This window comes from Caulobacter sp. FV2ps19 (assembly GCF_058681035.1).
The window spans coordinates 3,999,110-4,015,109 of the sequence record NZ_CM178729.1; the positions used below are offsets into that span (position 1 = coordinate 3,999,110).

12 protein-coding genes and 1 pseudogene are annotated in these 16,000 nt (G+C 65.7%); 7 read left to right on the top strand and 6 right to left on the bottom strand.

What is annotated here, in order from left to right:
- Positions 1-13: 13 nt before the first annotated feature.
- A complete protein-coding gene (gene pdxH / locus ACW18B_RS19000) occupies positions 14-679 on the bottom strand; it encodes a pyridoxamine 5'-phosphate oxidase (protein WP_492048559.1) in 666 nt (221 codons plus the stop codon).
- A gap of 98 nt (positions 680-777) precedes the next feature.
- Here pdxH and ACW18B_RS19005 point away from each other — a divergent pair, with 98 nt between their 5' ends.
- The 5 genes from ACW18B_RS19005 (at position 778) to ACW18B_RS19025 (ending at position 3,383) form a co-directional block, all read left to right on the top strand.
- Positions 778-1,092, top strand: coding sequence for a hypothetical protein (locus ACW18B_RS19005; RefSeq protein WP_492048560.1), 315 nt, complete (start codon positions 778-780; stop codon positions 1,090-1,092).
- A 40-nt stretch (positions 1,093-1,132) separates the two neighbouring features.
- Positions 1,133-1,846 carry a DnaJ domain-containing protein gene (locus ACW18B_RS19010; protein ID WP_492048561.1) on the top strand — a complete coding sequence of 238 codons (714 nt, stop codon included), beginning with the start codon at positions 1,133-1,135 and terminating at the stop codon, positions 1,844-1,846.
- A 73-nt stretch (positions 1,847-1,919) separates the two neighbouring features.
- Positions 1,920-2,390 (top strand): ester cyclase, encoded by a 471-nt coding sequence (locus ACW18B_RS19015; protein ID WP_492048562.1) that lies wholly within the window; start codon positions 1,920-1,922, stop codon positions 2,388-2,390.
- 130 nt (positions 2,391-2,520) lie between these two features.
- Positions 2,521-2,937 (top strand): organic hydroperoxide resistance protein, encoded by a 417-nt coding sequence (locus ACW18B_RS19020; protein ID WP_492048563.1) that lies wholly within the window; start codon positions 2,521-2,523, stop codon positions 2,935-2,937.
- The gene (locus ACW18B_RS19025) at positions 2,934-3,383 is read left to right on the top strand and encodes a MarR family winged helix-turn-helix transcriptional regulator (protein ID WP_492048564.1); all 450 of its coding nucleotides are present in this window, start codon (positions 2,934-2,936) and stop codon (positions 3,381-3,383) included. The genes ACW18B_RS19020 and ACW18B_RS19025 overlap by 4 nt, the downstream gene beginning before the upstream one ends.
- On the opposite strand, the gene ACW18B_RS19030 is transcribed toward ACW18B_RS19025, so the two are convergent.
- On the bottom strand, positions 3,380-5,305 hold the full coding sequence (locus ACW18B_RS19030) for a sialate O-acetylesterase (RefSeq protein ID WP_492048565.1): 1,926 nt from the start codon (positions 5,303-5,305) through the stop codon (positions 3,380-3,382). The two genes, ACW18B_RS19025 and ACW18B_RS19030, sit on opposite strands and share 4 nt — an antisense overlap.
- 12 nt (positions 5,306-5,317) lie before the next feature.
- Here ACW18B_RS19030 and ACW18B_RS19035 point away from each other — a divergent pair.
- Positions 5,318-5,401, top strand: a pseudogene (locus tag ACW18B_RS19035) (hypothetical protein); the annotation flags it as partial.
- Positions 5,402-5,442: 41 nt separating this feature from the next.
- Here the strand turns inward: ACW18B_RS19035 and ACW18B_RS19040 are convergent.
- Positions 5,443-7,911: a glycoside hydrolase family 3 protein gene (locus ACW18B_RS19040; protein ID WP_492048566.1), complete on the bottom strand. Its 2,469-nt coding sequence runs from the start codon at positions 7,909-7,911 to the stop codon at positions 5,443-5,445.
- A gap of 229 nt (positions 7,912-8,140) precedes the next feature.
- Here ACW18B_RS19040 and ACW18B_RS19045 point away from each other — a divergent pair, with 229 nt between their 5' ends.
- Positions 8,141-9,757 (top strand): alpha-L-fucosidase, encoded by a 1,617-nt coding sequence (locus tag ACW18B_RS19045; RefSeq protein WP_492048567.1) that lies wholly within the window; start codon positions 8,141-8,143, stop codon positions 9,755-9,757.
- Positions 9,758-9,865: 108 nt separating this feature from the next.
- Here ACW18B_RS19045 and ACW18B_RS19050 read toward each other — a convergent pair whose 3' ends face one another.
- The 3 genes from ACW18B_RS19050 to ACW18B_RS19060 all read right to left on the bottom strand — a co-directional run bounded on the left by ACW18B_RS19050 (position 9,866) and on the right by ACW18B_RS19060 (position 15,599).
- Complete coding sequence (locus tag ACW18B_RS19050; RefSeq protein ID WP_492048568.1) at positions 9,866-10,684, bottom strand: flagellin; 819 nt, start codon at positions 10,682-10,684, stop codon at positions 9,866-9,868.
- A gap of 449 nt (positions 10,685-11,133) precedes the next feature.
- Positions 11,134-13,986: a glycoside hydrolase family 31 protein gene (locus ACW18B_RS19055; protein WP_492048569.1), complete on the bottom strand. Its 2,853-nt coding sequence runs from the start codon at positions 13,984-13,986 to the stop codon at positions 11,134-11,136.
- A gap of 35 nt (positions 13,987-14,021) precedes the next feature.
- Positions 14,022-15,599 (bottom strand): DUF5597 domain-containing protein, encoded by a 1,578-nt coding sequence (locus tag ACW18B_RS19060; RefSeq protein WP_492051793.1) that lies wholly within the window; start codon positions 15,597-15,599, stop codon positions 14,022-14,024.
- Positions 15,600-16,000: the final 401 nt, after the last annotated feature.

A 16,000-nucleotide genomic window follows, 5' to 3' on the forward strand; every position in this document is an offset into this window, starting at 1 on the left:
CAGGCGGCCTGTTTCAGGGGAACAGGCGCTGGGTGTTCCAGCCGTCGCCGGCCCGGGCATAGACCAGCCGCTCGTGCAGGCGGAACGGTCGGTCGCGCCAGAACTCGATGACCTGCGGAACGACCCGATAGCCTGACCAATGCGGCGGACGCGGCACCTTGGAGAGGCCAAACTTCAGGCCCATCTCGGCCACGCGTTTCTCCAGGGCCAGACGATCGGGCAAAGGCCGCGACTGGTCGCTCGCCCAGGCGCCGAGCTGGCTGTGGCGCGCCCGGCTGGCGAAATAGGCGTCGGCCTCGGCCGCGCTGACCGGCTCGACCGCGCCGCGGATCCGCACCTGCCGGCGCAGGGATTTCCAGTGAAACAGCAGCGCCGCCTTGGGTTGGCCGGCCAGCTCCTGACCCTTGGCGCTCTGGGTGTTGGTGTAGAAGACAAAGCCCCGGGCGTCGAACTCCTTCAGCAGCACCATGCGCGAGTCCGGCAGGCCCTCGGCGTCGACGGTCGAGACCGCCACGGCGTTGGGATCATTGGGTTCTTTCTTGCCCGCCTCGGCCAGCCATTCGGCGAACAGCGCGAACGGATCGTTCTCGGGCAACAGCGGCAGGGGCGCGGCCTGGGTCACCTGGCGGACATAGTCATCCTCGCTGGGCGAGGCCGGGATCAGGGTGTTGTCGGTCATAGGGTGGATATAGGCTCGCATTTACGTCGCGACCATCGCCCCTTGACCAATCGCTGAGATTATACACTCATGACGCGTCTGGATGCGGAAGACCACCCTTGCGAAAACCCCTGCTCTTCGCCTGGCTTCAGATGATCGGCGCGCTCGCCTTTGCGACAGCCTTCTTCATCTATCAACTGCGGTATGCCCCTTTCAGCAGTCTTGCCGGCATGCTGGAGTCCATCGGTCTCTCGCTTGTAGTGCTTGGCATGGTGGTGGTGGGCTGCGCCGTTCGACTTCGACGCACCCTGCTAGGTCTGACCGATCCGCCTTGGCCGGCGATGACAGCCAAAGGTTTTGTCGGCGTCGTCGTGGTGGCGCTTGCTGTCGCGATCGCCCTCGCCCCAGCGCTGATCGCCACCGTAAAGTCTTAACTTAACGGGTCGTTGACCAAGTGGCGGCAGGGTCGGCGCGATGTCCGTCCGGCCCGCCACCTCCCTGACCCTTTCCGCCGCGCGCGCCCTGCTGGGCGTGGCGCCCGGCGCCGGCGAGCGCGAGCTGCGCGCGGCCTATCGCGAGGCCGCCAAACGCGCTCACCCCGATCGTCCGGGCGGCGACGCGGCCCTGTTTCGCGACGTGCTGGCCGCCTATCGCCTGCTGCAGGACCAGCCGCCGCCGCGCGAGATCCATTTTCCGCCCGCCTGCACCACACCCGCCGCCCACGATCCCGTGCGCCAGGCGACCCTGGAGATCGACGTGGCGACGGCCGTTGCGGGCGGGGCCATGGACCTGGCCATCGACGGCCGGAAACTGCGCCTGAAACTGCCGGCCGGCCTGCGCGAGGACGATAAGGTGCGCGTCGACGGCGTCACCTTCGTGGTCCGCCACAAGAGCGCGCGCGAGGCCCTGATCCGTGGCGACGACCTTTGGCTGACCGGCAAGGTCGACAAGCGCGTCCTGGCCGAAGGCGGCCGCGTCGAGGTCGACACCGCCCTGGGTCCGCGCCTGGCCTGGATCTCGACCAAGGCCGCCTCGCGCGGTCTGGTCCGCCTGCCCGGCCAGGGCCTGCCGGCGCGCGGCGGCCATGCGGCCGGCGACCTGTTCCTGCGGCTGGAAGCCGTTAGCTCCGGCGTCGAAAGCGCCGCCCGCTCGCTGCTCAAGCGCTTCACGGCGGCCTGGGCGGCCTAACCTCTTCCAAACAGACGTTTTACGGCGTTCTATTCTCCCAATCCGCCAGAGCGCGGCCCGGAGGGAAACGCCCATGAGCACGGAAGACCTGCGCGCGCGACGCGAAACCATCGTCCGCGATCACATGGCCGATGAAATCGACCATGCCTGGGACAAGGTGCTGGAGACCTTTCCCCACCCCCACTACGAGATCATCGCCACTGGCGCGGTGCATGACGGCCGCGAGGACGTGCAACGCTACTACACCAGCTCGCGCGAGACCTTTCCCGATCAACGCAACACCCTGCTGTCCCTGCGTCACATCGATGACGGCATCGTCGTGGAGTTCATTCTCGAGGGCACCCAGAAGGGGCCTCTGGGTCCCCTGCCCGCCACCGGCCGGCCGTTCGCCTGCCAGATGACGGCCTTCTTCCTGTTCGAGGACGACACGCTGGTCTGCGAGCGAATCTATTCCGACAGCCTGAGTATCGTACGCCAATTGCTGGGTGGGATGTCGGCGGCCGAGGCCCTGGGCGCGCTGGTGACGGCGGCGAAAACGACCTGAACGACCGGAGCCCGCGCTTCATCGGCGCAGTCCGTAAAATTGATCGCGCGCGATTTAATTTCGCCGCCACTCTTGAATTAATATCGCGCACGATTAAATCGTTCACATGTTAATTCGCAAGGAGCGACCCATGAGCACTCTCTATGAAGCCCGCGCCACTGTTGTCGGCGGCCGCGAAGGCCATGTCCGCAGCGATGACGGTTTGCTGGACCTGCAGCTGTCAATGCCCAAGGCCCTCGGGGGCGCGGAAACCGGTTCCAATCCCGAGCAGCTGTTCGCCGCCGGCTACGCCGCCTGTTTCCAGAGCGCCATGGGCCTGGTGGCCCGCCAGCAAAAGCTGGCCCTGACCAGTTCGCAAGTGACCGGCGTGGTTGGCCTGGTCCCGCAAGAGGTCGGCTTCAAGCTGGAAGTGACGTTGGAAGTCGAAACCCAGGGCCTGTCGCAAACAGACGCCGAAACCCTGGTTGCGACGGCGCACAAGGTCTGCCCCTATTCCAACGCCACTCGGGGCAATATCGACGTCGGGTTCACCGTAAAGGCCGCATGAGCAAGACCCTGCCCAAGCCCGCTCAAGCTCCGGTCGAGGCCCTGCGCCTCGACCGTCAGCTGTGCTTTTCCCTGTATGGCGCGGCCCAGCGCGTAACGCGGCTATATCGTCCGCTGCTCGACGCCCTGGGCCTGACCTATCCGCAGTACCTGGCCATGCTGGTGCTGTGGGAGCAGAGCCCGCGCACCGTCGGGGCGCTGGGCGACGCGCTGGACCTGGATTCCAGCACACTTACGCCCCTGCTCAAGCGCCTGGAAGCCGGCGGCCTCGTGGACCGTCAGCGTGATCCGAAAGACGAGCGCCGGGTGATCATAGCCCTGACCGACAAGGGCCTGGCCCTGCGCGACAAGGCCCTGTCGATCCCGGAGCAGGTGTTCTGTCAGGTCGGCCTGCCGCTGGATGAGCTTGAGGCCCTGCGCGAAAAGCTGAAGACCGTGGCGGTTTAGTCGACCTTCAGCTCGAATGGCGTCGCCGGCAGACGGTTGACGCCATAGAGGTTGAGGATCGGGCTTTCGGCCCAGGCGAAGCGCACCTTGGTCGGGGTGATCCCCGCCGGCGCGGCGATCGTGGCGCTGGCGCCCTCGACGCTCGCCTCGGCGAAGCGGCAGACGCCGGCCGCATCGCACAGTTCGAAACCGGTCGGACGCGCACCACCGAACACCACCAGCGGCTGGTCGAAACTGACCATCACCGTCTGACCCTCGCGCTTGGCCCGCAGCGGCGCGGGGCCGGCGGCGTTCAGGGCCGTCTCGCCATAGGCCAGCTTGCGGGCCAGCAAGGCCAGACGCGCGCCGACCTGCTGCTTGTTGGTCGGGTGGATGTCATAGATGTCGCCCAGGTCGACGGCCGAGGCCATGCCGACCTTGGGGTCCGCCGCCGTCGTCCGCCGCTGCACGTCGCGCAGGGCCGCCCAGCCGGACTCGGCCGGCGCGGACGTGTAGGCGCCGAAACTGGCCAGCTGCACCATCAGGAACGGCAGATCGCCCTGGCCAAACTCGCGCCGCCAGTCGGCGATCAGGGCCGGCATCAAGCGGGCATATTCCGCAGCCTCGGTGACATTGGCCTCGCCCTGGTACCAGGCAAAACCCTTCAGGCCGTAGGGCGCCAGGGGGGCGATCATGCCGTTGTGCAGGGTGGACAGGCCGCTGGCCCCCAGCCACGGGGCGTGGGGCGGCAGGCCGGTGTCGCTGAGCTGGGTCGAGATCTTGTAGCGCCAGCGTCCGCCCAGCGGCGCGAAGCTGCCGTCCTCCAGCTTCAGCCCCTTGGCCGCAGCAGGACCCCAGGCCCCGCCGCCGCCGCCAGCATCGACGACGCGGATGGCGATGACATTGCGCCCCGCCTTCAGCGCGCCCTTGGCCAGGCTGTAATTGCGCGGCGTGTCCCAGCCCTCGCGCGAACCCACCGCCTTACCGTTGACGAAGGTGGTGTCCATGTCGTCGATCGGCCCCAGCATCAGGGTCGCGCCCTGGGCGGCCTGCTGGGCGGTCAGGGTGAGCTCGGCCCGCAGCCAGATCGTGCCGTCGAAGGTCTCCAGACCCGGCGCGGTTTCCCAGAACTTCTCCATCGGCAGCACGCCCCAGGCGCGGTCGTCGAAGTCGGGGCGAGCCCAGGCCTTGGCGTGCGGTTCGGTGCGCGCCGCCCAGGCGTCCAGCATCCCGCCCCAACGGGCCATGCCGGCCTGGGGCGAGCGGGCATAGTCGGCCAGGACCGACAGGCCCTGATCATACGACTTCAGCGCCGTCAGCCCCTCGCGGCTGATCCAGTCCTGAATGATCGAGCCGCCCCAGGTGGCATCGATCAGACCCACCGGAACGCCGGTGGTCTTCTTGATGTCGCGGCCCATGAAGAAGCAGGCGGCGCTGAAGTCGGCGGCGGTGGCCGGTGTGGCGACCCGCCAGACCGCCGCGCCGGGCAGGGCCGAGGTCGGGGCCGGCAGGCTGACCTTGCCGGTCTGCAGCACGCGGATATTGGCGTCGCCCGCCGCCGCGATCTCATACTCACCCCCCATGGCGCGGCGCAGAGGCAGCTCCATGTTCGACTGTCCCGAGCACAGCCAGACATCGCCCATCAGCAGGTCGGTGAGGGTCTGGCTCTCCGCGCCCGAGCGGACCGTGAGGCTCAGGGGCGGGCCCGCTTCGCGGGCCGGCAGCGACGCGGACCAGCGGCCCTGGGCGTCGGCGGTGGCCGAGGCGGCTTGCCCCGACAGGTCGACGGTGACGGTCGCGCTGGGCTGGGCCACGCCCCAGACCCGGATGGGCTGGCCGCGCTGCAGGACCGCGTGGTCGGTGAACACCGGGGCCAGCAAGGGCCCCGCCGAGGCCCCCGTCGCCAGGGCGGCGAAGGCGGCAGTCAGAAGCAGGCGTTTCATGGAGAGCATCCTAAAACTTCTTGTCATCCCGGCCGCAGCGAAGCGGAGAGCCGGGACCCAGGGGCAACCGCAATGCGCCGGCCCCTGGGTCCCGGATAGCCTCATCGAGGCTTCCGGGATGACAAGCGATATTGCTGTTACTGCGCCTTCGCGGGACAGACCGCTCCGGCCGGATCGGTGGTCAGCTTCACGCTCTGCAGCGTGACCTTCAGGGTCCCGGCGGTCGACAGCGCGAACGGCTCGGCGACCTTGGTCACGTCGGTTCCGGCGGCGGCGAAGCACTTGAGCGGCACCTTCAGGCTGGTCCAGGCGCCCGTCGACGCCGCGGCCAGCACAGGTGAAAGGTCAAGCTGGCCAGTCCCGATCGACAGGGTGACCGGCGCCGTGGGCTGAGCATCGACGCGATAGTCGATCATCAGGGCCAGATCGGCATTGGTCTGGAAGGACAGGTCCATCGCCGCGTCGGCGGCCAGGGCCACCGTCGCCGGGACTGAGCCGGAGAAGGTGATCTGGCGACCGGCCTCCTGCACGCCGCCGGCGTCCACCGGGCGGATCTGCACGGCGGTCGTCGGCGTCAGCCGGAAGGCGAACGGCGCGGGCGTCTTGCCGCCCACGAAATAGTTGCTGGTGTTGGTCGAAGCCACCGTCACGCCGGAGACCTCCGACAGCTTGGGCAGGCGAACCTTGTCGCGATAGGTCAGGCCAAAGCCATAGGCGAAGAGCGGGTCATAGGTCTTGTCGCCGCGATTGAGCGAGGTCTGGGTCGCCGACTTGGGCCAGCTGAACGACAGCTTGCCGTGGAAGTCGTTGCGCGGCTTGCCGGCCGCGTCGCCGATGATCACGTCAGCGATCCCGCCGCCTTCCGAGCCCGGCAGCCAGGCGTTGACGAAGGCGTCAGAAGCGTTGAGCTCCGGGTTCACCCACAGGGGGCGCCCGGTCAGGAACACCGCCACCACCGGCACGCCGGCGGCCTTGAGCTTTTTGAGCAGAGCCAGGTCGGTCTTGTCGCCGGCCTGGTATTCCAGGGTCTTCAGATCGCCGACGCCTTCGGCATAGGGCGTTTCGCCAAACACCACGATGGCCACGTCAGGCTTCTTGTCGAACTGGCCGTCGACATTCAGCGACGCCTGTCCGCCGCCGGCCTCGACAGCCTCCTTCAGGCCCGACCAGATCGACTGGGCGTTGGGAAAGTCGCTGTTCTTGTTGTCGGTGCCCTGCCAGGACAGGGTCCAGCCGCCCGACTGGCGACCGATGTCGTCGGCGCCCGAACCAGCGACCAGCACATTGGCCGAGCTCTTGATGGGCAGCACGCCATTGTTCTTCAGCAACACCAGCGACTTGCGCACCGCCTCGCGCGCCAGGGCCCGGTGCTCGGCATTGCCCATCACGCCGTCGCGGTCTTCCCAAGGACGAGCGGTCTTGAAGAGGCCCAGCTTGACCTTGACCCGCAGGATACGGCGCACGGCGTCATCGATCCGCGCCGACGAGATCTCGCCGGATTTGGCCTGGGCGAGCGTGTTGTCGAACAGACCCTTCCAGCTGTCAGGCGCCATGTACATGTCCAGGCCGGCATTGGCCGCCTGCGGACAATTGGTCGGCGTGCAGTCCGCGACCTGGCCGTGGCCGTTCCAGTCGCCGATCACGAAACCGTCGAAGCCCATCTTGCCCTTGAGCACGTCGGTCAGCAGCGTCTTGTTGCCGTGCATCTTGACCCCGTTCCAGCTGTTGAACGAGGCCATCACCGTCATCGTCCCGGCATTGATGGCCGGCACATAGCCCTGGGCGTGCAGGCGGACCAGCTCAGCTTCGCTGATCTGGGCGTCGCCCTGATCGTGGCCGTCATGGGTGCCACCGTCGCCGAGGAAGTGCTTGGCGCTGGCCGCGACGTGGCCGTGCTGCAGCACCTGGCCTTCGCTGACCGCGCCCTGCAGGCCCAGGATCATCTCGCCGGCATATTGGCGGACGATCTCGGGGTCTTCCGAATAACCCTCATAGGTGCGGCCCCAGCGGTCGTCGCGCGGCACGGTGAGGGTGGGCCCGAAGGCCCAGTCAAATCCTGACACCGCTGTCTCTTGCCCCGTAGCGGCGCCGATCCTGCGGATCAGCTCAGGGTCCCGGGTGGCGCCCAGGGCGCTGTTGTGCGGAAACAGGGTGGCGCCCACGACATTGCCGTTGCCGTGCACGGCGTCGATGCCGAACATCAGCGGGATGTGGGTCCCGCCCTGACGCGCGTCGGCGGCCTCGCGGAACGCCCGGACGGTGGCGACCCAGGGCTCTTTGGGCGAGCGGTCGGGCGCGCCCAGGGGCGGCGAGCTGCCGCCGGCCAGGATCGAGCCCAACGGATAGGTCTTCAGATCGTCGGGCGTGATCGAGGCGGTGTCGGCCTGGATCATCTGACCGACCTTTTCCTCCAGCGTCATCTTGGCCATCAGGCTGTCGACGAAGGCTTCGGTTTCGGCGTCGATCAGGCCCTGGCTCTTGGCCGCCGGCCATTGGCTGGGGTGGGTTGCCGCCTTGCCGGTGGGAGCGAAAACAGGCTGGGCGACCGCAACGCTGGTCAGGAGGGTCGTCGCCATCAAAGCGACCGAAAGGGTCCTGGTGTTCATGCTCCCACTTCTCTTCTTTAGATCGCGACACAGCGCGTTGGTGGTACCGGTATCGCAAAGCTCGACGTCGTTCCATACACCGTCTAATTTATGCGACAAATAAGATTAAAGCCGTCTCCCAGAGGGATTCAATGTCGGATTGCACACAGGCGGCGCCTGCCTCGGTCGCTCTGGCGCTTGCTGGCGGCGGCGTCGTGCGCCTGACGCCCGTACAGTAGAAAGCAGACCGATGAGCTTCACCCGACGCGGCGTCATGGCCGCCGCCGCCAGTCTCGCGGCCGCCCCGGCCTTCGCCGCCGGCAAAGGTCCGTTCCAACCCAGCTGGGAGTCGCTGGCTGACGGCTACAAGACGCCGGACTGGTTCCGCGACGCCAAGCTGGGGATCTGGTCGCACTGGGGCCCCCAATGCGTGCCCGAGTTCGGCGACTGGTACGGCCGGCAGATGTATCAGCAGGGCAACCCGTTCTATGAGCACCACCTGAAGACCTACGGCCATCCCGCCGATTTCGGCTTCATGGAGTTCATTCCGCGCTGGAAGGCCGAGAATTGGGATCCCGAGGCGCTGATGAAGCGCTATGTTGCGGCCGGGGCGAAATACTTCATGTCGATGGCCAACCACCACGACAACCTCGACATGTTCGACAGCCGTCATCACGCCTGGAACACCATGCGACTGGGCCCCAGGCGCGACATCGTCGGAACCTGGGAAAAGGTCGCCCGGGCGCACGGGATGAAGTTCGGGGTCTCCAATCACTCGGCCCACGCCTGGCACTGGTGGCAGACGGCCTATGGCTATGACGCCGAGGGCCCGCGCAAGGGTCAGCGCTATGACGCCTTCCAGCTGACCAAGGCCCAGGGGCGCGGAAAGTGGTGGCGGGGCCTGGATCCGCAGGACCTCTATACCGGCCGCAACATGGTCATTCCCGACGGGATCGACAGCATCGCCGCGGCCAATGCCTGGCACGACGCCCATGACGGCGCGTGGATCGAAACCCCGCCGCCCAACAATCCGGCCTTCACCCGCAACTGGCTGCTGCGCCAGAACGATCTGGTCGACCGCTATCGACCCGACCTGGTCTATTTCGACAACTACGCCCTGCCCCTGGGCCAGGCCGGCCTGGACGCCACAGCGCACTACTACAACAACGCCGTGGCGCGCAGCGGCTCGACCGATGTGCTGGTCACCGGCAAGAAACTGTCGCCCCTGCAGCGGCGCGGCATTGTCGAGGACGTCGAGCGGGGCTTCTCAGATCGCCTGCGCCCCGAACCGTGGCAGACCGATACCTGTATCGGCAACTGGCACTATGACCGGCCGCTGTACGAGCAGAATGGCTACAAGTCGGGTCGCGATGTGATCCAGCGGCTGATCGACGTGGTCAGCAAGAACGGTTGCCTGCTGCTCTCCATCCCCCAGCGCGGCGACGGCTCGATCGACGACAAGGAAGAGAAGGTCCTGGCCGACATGGCCGGCTGGATCGCGGTCAATGGCGAGGCGATCTACGCCACGCGCCCCTGGCGGATCTTCGGCGAGGGCCCCACAAGGCTGGTCGAGGGCATGCAGAACGAGGGCGCGGCCAAGCCGTTCGAGGCGGCCGATATCCGCTTCACCCAGAAGGGCGGCGACCTGTTCGCCCTGCCGATGGCCTGGCCGTCGGAGACGGTGACGATCACCAGCCTGGCCACTGACAGGCCGACCAGCACGGGCGAGGTGCGACGCGTGGAGCTGCTGGGCGGCGGCGATCCCCTGCCCTTCACGCGCAGCGCCGACGGCTTGCGGATCGGGCTTCCCGAACGGCGGCCGACCTTCACGCCGGCCTTGAAGATCAGCGGCCCCGGCCTGGTCTGATCGCGAACACGAAAAAAGGGGCGGACACGAAGTCCGCCCCCTCTCAGGTCGCAGCCGTTGGCGCGTACGGGACCTAAAGCGTCCCGTCGGTTCGGCTGTCGTCTTGGCTTAACGGAACAGGCTGAGGATCGACGAGCTCGAGGAGTTCGCGATCGACAGCGCCTGGATGCCCAGTTGCTGCTTGGTTTGCAGCGACTGCAGCTTGGCGCTTTCCTTGGCCAGGTCGGCGTCGACCAGGTTGCCCACGCCGGCGTCGAGGCTGTCTTGCAGCTTGCCGACGAAGGTCAGTTGGGTGTCCAGGCCGGTCGAGTTGGTGCCCAGCGAGGCCAGCTTGTTGGTGGCCGTTTGCAGCGCCGACGTGACCGTGGTGATCATGGTCTTGGCCGAAGCGGCGTTGGTGAACGTCGCGGCGGACAGGCCAAGGCCGGCCAGGTTCAGGGTCTGGGCCGTGACGGTGAAGCCGGAACCATCTTCATTGGAGAGGAAGGTCAGCGCCGTAGTCGAGCCATCCGCGATGCTGATGCCGTTGAACTTGGAGTTGGTCGCCGCCTTCTCGATCTGGTCGCGCAAGGAGGTGAAGTCAGCGAGCAGAGCGTTGAAGCTGGAGGTGTTCAGCGAGGTGTCGGAAGCGGCGAGAGCCTTTTCCTTCATCTTGCCCAGCAGATCGGTGATCGTATCGCCGGCGGCCAGGGCCACGTCGATGGTCGATTGGCCGCGTTGCAGGGAGTCCTTCACCGCATTCAGCGACGAGGCCGTCGCCGACTGGATCTTGGCGGTCGCCCAGATCGCGCCGTTGTCCTTGGCGCTTCCCACCTTTTTACCGGTGCTGATGCGTTGCTGGACGTTCTGGGTTTCCATGCTGGTGGTGTTGAGGTTTTGCAGCGCGATCAGTGCGCCATTGTTCGTGTTGATGCTGTTCAGCGCCATTACGAGGTTTCCTTTTCGGATGTCCCCGGCGTCGTTTTGACTACCGGCAGGCCTTTTGCCCGACCAATAGTATCCAAGAGCATTCTTTCTATTTCATTTAGGACATATCGTCGCAGACTTAATATACAAACGGCTTTTATTAATATTAATAGATGAAAACTTCTGTTAAAAATGCCATAACGAGACGCTCTATACTAACCTCTGGTTAAGCCTGTGGCGTTTAGCCCTGCCCATCCGTTAGGATTAGATTCACCAAAGTCGAAGCCCCAACTCAAGGCAAGGCGAGGTTGAGAAACACGGGCCGCAACGCTCCGGTCCACGAACGCAAAAAGGGCCCGCGCCTATCCGGCGCGGACCCTTTCATCAGCGATCAGGCCTTGAAGCCCCGTCGCGGTGTCAGGCAGACCCGATCCCGACGCCGCTGGGCGATCGGGACCAGACCCGGCCTTCTACTTCTTGCGCGTCACCACGACCGGCTGACCGGCATAGTCCACCGTCGCATCGACCGCATCAAAGTCGGTCGGCTTGGCGCCGCCGCCGATGAAGCGGATCTTGAACACCCGCTGGTCGACCATGCCGTTGAACGAGCCCGAGCGCGCGCCGATGGTCACGCGGCCCGATGCGTCGTCATACGAGATCGGGATGCGGCTGAAGGCGCCGCGCGTGTAGCCGTTGCTGAGGCCGTCGTCCTCGTACAGCTCATAGGTCCCGTTCTTGCCGGTATAGATCACCAGGGTGATCGGCGCGTCTGGCCTTTCCCCGACATACTGCTGCACCACCGTGGTCGGCACGATCGAACCGGCCTTCACGAACAGCGGCATCCGCGACAGCGGGGCGTCAGCCTTGATCGTCTGGCCGCCCGCATGGGCCTTGCCGCTCTCGAAGTCGTACCAGGTCGCGCCCTTGGGCAGGTAGACCTCGCGCGAGCGGGCCTTGAACGCCGTCACCGGGGCGACGAGGAACGACGGACCATAGAGGTACTCGTCATTGACATCCCGCGCCTTCATATCGTCGGGGAAGTCCATGACCAGGCCGCGCATGATGCTGCCGTCGCGGTGATAGGTCTCGCCCGCCAGGGTCAGGGTATAGGGCATCAGGCGGTAGCGAAGCTCGTCGTACCAGGCCAGGGCCTGATAGACCTCGGTGCCCTCGTCAGCGAGGTTGTAGATCTCGCGGAACGGAAATTCGCCGTGGCTGCGGAACAGGGGCGAGAAGGCGCCGAACTGGAACCAGCGCAGGTTCAGCTCCTGCCACTCGGCCCAATGGGCGGGCTCCTTGTTCAGATAGCGATCCTCGACCGAGAAGCCGCCGATGTCAGTGGTCCAGTTGGGAACGCCCGACATCGACAGGTTCACGCCCGCCGAGATCTGGTCCTTAAGGTCGTCCCAACGGGACACCACGTCACCGCTCCACAGGGTCACGCCGTTGCGCTGGATGCCGCCGAAGCCCGAACGCGACAGGATGAAGCTGCGCTTGTCGGGGTTCAGTTCATGCTCGCCCTCGAACACGCCCTGGGTGTGGATCAGGGGGTAGGAATTGAAGAACTCCGCGCCCGGGCCCATCGCCGTGGGGCCCATGCGCAGGGTGCGCTCGGGGATGTCGAGATTGGAGTGCATGTCCGGCTCGTCGGAGTCCATCCACCAGGCGTCGACGCCGAAGCCCTTCAGGCTCTCCTTGACCTGGCGCCAGTAGATGTCGCGCGCTTCCTTGGAATAGGGGTCGTAGAACGAGTTCAGATAGCCGGGGCCCACCCAGTCGAGCGCGCCCTGCTCGATGTTGCGGTGATACATGTGGCCCTTGGCGTCGAGCTCCTTGTAGTGGTCCAGGGTCGGGTAGAACTTCGGCCAGATCGAGATCATGAAGTGGCCGTTCATCCCGTGGATGTCGTCCAGCATCTTCTGCGGGTCGGCGAAGCGGGTTTCGTCGAACTTGTGGCTGCCCCAGGCGTCGTCTTTCCAGTAGCGCCAGTCCATCACGACGTTGTCGATCGGCAGCTTGCGGTCGCGGTATTCCTTCAGAACGCCAACGATCTGATCCTGGGTTTCATAGCGCTGGCGGCTCTGCCAGAAGCCATAGGCCCAGCGCGGCATGGCCACGGCCTTGCCGGTCAGTTCGCGATAGCCGCTGACCACCTGGTCGAGGTTTTCGCCGCTCACAAAATAGTAGTCGATCGCATGAGCCACGTCGGAGGTCATGGTCAGCGACTTCTGCTGGGCCGCCGGGATCGGGTTATTGTGGACCAGGCCGATATAGCCGTCATTGGGGTCCCACTCGACGCGGATCTTATGGCGGGTCCCGGCCTTCATCGGGGCGGTGAAGTTGTGGAACCAGGGGTTCCAGTTCTGCCGCCAGCGGTCGATCGTCAGCTTGCCGTCGACATAGAGCTTGGCGTAGCTGGACGAGTAGAGCTTGAACTTCTGGACGCCGCCGACCGAGGGCTCGACCGAGCCTTCCCAGACCACGGTGGCGCCGCGCACCGGCTTTTTGTCAGGGCCGGTCAGTTCGGCCGGCCAATTGGGCAAGTCCTTCAGATAGCGGTAATTGATGTCGGCCTCGGTCCGGGTCAGCTTCAGCTCGCCCTTGACGTAATATTTGGCCGTGAAACCGCCGGCCTTGCCGTCGGCGTCGAAGATCTTCAGGTCGCGCGAAGCCAGCTCATAGGGGGTCGGATCGCCGAACCGGGTGATGCCGTTGTTTTCCCACAGCAGGCCGTAGTTGCGGCTGGACAGCACGAACGGCACGGCGATGTCGCGGTTGTACTGAGCCAGTTCGACGTCTTCGCCGTTGTAGTTCATCTGGCCGTTCTGGTGCTGACCCAGACCATAGAAGGCTTCATCCGTGTTCGGATTAAAGCGCTGCGTGACGGCGTAGAAGCCTTCGCCATCGATGGTCAGCGGCTTGAAGGCCTGACGGCCCTGCTCGGCCAGAACGGTCTTGCCCGACGCGTCCTTGAATGACACGGCGCCGTCGCTGAGCGCGACTTCCGCAGTGGCCTTGCCTGCCTTGAGCACGACCTTGCCGCCCACGGTCTCGACCGTGAAGCCCGAGGTCTTGGGCGTGGCGGTGACCATCAGGCTGGCCGGAACGTCCAGGCTGTCGGTCGGCGTCGCGGTCACGTGGATAGCCCGGTCGCTCATGACCTGCAGCCGGACGCGCTTGGCCGGACCCGAGGCGGGGCTGACGATCACGCCGTCGGCGGTCTTTTCGAAGCCCGCCTCCAGCGCCAGGGCGGAGGTCGAGGCCGTCAGGGCCAGGGCCAGGCCCAAGGCCAGGCTCCGTCGGTTCAGTTGAAAGGTGCGCATCTTGGGTTCCCCCATGGAGTGTTCTGGTGAGGTGTTCAGTAGGTGGCCAGCTTGACCCGCAGGACCTGCGCGCCGCCGGTGAAGTTGAGGCCGTAATCGGTCTGGTCGCCGTTCCAGAGGCGGTCGAACACCCACTGGCCCTTGTCGAAATGGCCTTCCTCGACCCGGGCCATCAGGAACGGCTTGCCGTCCTTGGCGGCGCGGCCGAACTCGACCCGGGCGTTGCGGCCGGTGACCAGGAATTCGTTGGGCGACAGTTGGGCGACCACAGCGCCGCCATTGGCGCCGGCCGGGTCGACCGGGCGGTCCTTCAGGAAGGTCCAGTCCCAGCCGCCGAACTGCCATTTGCCGTAACGCAGGGTGACGCTCCAGTCGCCCAGGGTGGTCGACTGGGCGGCGCGATCGTCGGGCTCTGATCCGCCCCAGACGGGCTTCTCGAACGACAGCTTGGCCCACTCACGCGCCATCGACCCGAACAGCCGGTAGTTGGCGGCAAAGGCCTCGATCGTCGCGGAATCGATCTTGGCCGCACCGAGCGGATAGTTGGCGTAGCCGGTGAAATCCATGCCGAACGGCGAAAAGCCGATGCCCTGGCGACCCAGGGTGTCGAACATGTAGCGGGCATAGGGAATGGCGTTGCCGGTCTCGGCCACGAACAGGGCGTTGTCTGGCCGGCCGTAATAACCCAGCACTTTGGAATACTTGGCAGATTCCGGCATGTAGATGTCGGGCGAGATCATGTCGATCGAGGGCGCTGCAGCCTTCCAGACATCCAGAACATTGTCGGTCGGTCCGCCGGCGGAATAATCGATGGGATCGGTGACCTTCAGCGGATCGCGCAAGGCTGCGTTGACGTACATCGGCAGCGGCTTGACCGCCTTGCCGGCGGCTGTGACCTGTTCGACGAAGCGCGCGATGAACCAGGCGTGGAAATACTCGTCGGCGTCCTTGCCGAAGGCCTGGCTCCAGGAGCCCGGCTTGGCCTTCATCGCCTTGACCAGGGCGGCGGGCGCGGGACCGTTAAAGACCTTCTGGGCGGCCGGCGAATAGTCGCGCACGCTGCCATAGGTCCCGGTCTCGTTCTCCACCTGGACCATGATCACCGTATTGTCGGGATCGGCGGCCTTCAGGTGGGTCATCAGGGCCACGAAGGCCTTCTTGTCGGCCTCCAGGGTCGAGGCCGCCAGCGGTGACATCGAATAGGACCGCTCGCCGTCCTTCTTGATCAGGCGCGGGAAGCGCTTGTCGTCCAGCTTGACCCATTCGGGGGCGTAGGACGGCGAGGAGTTCTTCCAGGTGCCAAACCACAGCAGAACCAGCCGCACCTTGTGGTTGCGGGCCTGGGTCAGCAGCAGGTCGAGATAGCTGAAGTCGAACTGGCCCTCGGTCGGCTCGATCTGCTCCCAGGCGATCGGGACCTGGACGGTGTTGGCGCCCAGCTGCTGGATGGCGGGCCAGACCTTGTCCATCTGCGAGGGCCAGGCGCTGGAATTATTGACCTGGGCGCCCAGGATCAGGAACGGCGCGCCGTCCACCATCAGGGCGTGGCGCCCCGCCTTCTCGACCAGCCGAGGGATCTCGCCCGCCTGGGCGACACCGCCGAAAAGAACCATCGCCGCAGTGGCGATCAGCGCGGCGCGCGAAAATGTGTAGGGGATCAACCCGGCCATCGTTTCGTCCCGTTGCGTCTGGGGGGCTGCTCGTCCCGAGGGGCGAGCGCCGCGATTTTGATATCGCTACCAGCTATATTTATCAGATGATTGCCCAGCCAAACTGGAAGGCCTTCACCGTCGATCTCGATCTCTCAACCCCATCAGGGGAAAAAATCCGCGCATCGCCGCAGGTGGCGATGCGCGGGAAAAAATGCCGCGCGGCTTCGGGGAGGAGAACCCGCGCGAGGCGCCACGGAGCCAACCAGCTCCCGTCGCGCGACCAACGGACAATCTCAGGCCCGTCAGCGTCGCATGGCCGAACTATAATCATACAAATGCGACCCGCAAGTGAAATGATAGCG

Coding starts and splice junctions, on each gene's coding strand:
- pdxH (WP_492048559.1), bottom strand. CDS start 679: ATGACCGACAACACCCTGATCCCGGCCTCGCCCAGCGAGGATGACTAT.
- ACW18B_RS19010 (WP_492048561.1), top strand. CDS start 1,133: ATGTCCGTCCGGCCCGCCACCTCCCTGACCCTTTCCGCCGCGCGCGCC.
- ACW18B_RS19015 (WP_492048562.1), top strand. CDS start 1,920: ATGAGCACGGAAGACCTGCGCGCGCGACGCGAAACCATCGTCCGCGAT.
- ACW18B_RS19020 (WP_492048563.1), top strand. CDS start 2,521: ATGAGCACTCTCTATGAAGCCCGCGCCACTGTTGTCGGCGGCCGCGAA.
- ACW18B_RS19025 (WP_492048564.1), top strand. CDS start 2,934: ATGAGCAAGACCCTGCCCAAGCCCGCTCAAGCTCCGGTCGAGGCCCTG.
- ACW18B_RS19030 (WP_492048565.1), bottom strand. CDS start 5,305: ATGAAACGCCTGCTTCTGACTGCCGCCTTCGCCGCCCTGGCGACGGGG.
- ACW18B_RS19040 (WP_492048566.1), bottom strand. CDS start 7,911: ATGAACACCAGGACCCTTTCGGTCGCTTTGATGGCGACGACCCTCCTG.
- ACW18B_RS19045 (WP_492048567.1), top strand. CDS start 8,141: ATGAGCTTCACCCGACGCGGCGTCATGGCCGCCGCCGCCAGTCTCGCG.
- ACW18B_RS19050 (WP_492048568.1), bottom strand. CDS start 10,684: ATGGCGCTGAACAGCATCAACACGAACAATGGCGCACTGATCGCGCTG.
- ACW18B_RS19055 (WP_492048569.1), bottom strand. CDS start 13,986: ATGCGCACCTTTCAACTGAACCGACGGAGCCTGGCCTTGGGCCTGGCC.
- ACW18B_RS19060 (WP_492051793.1), bottom strand. CDS start 15,599: ATGGTTCTTTTCGGCGGTGTCGCCCAGGCGGGCGAGATCCCTCGGCTG.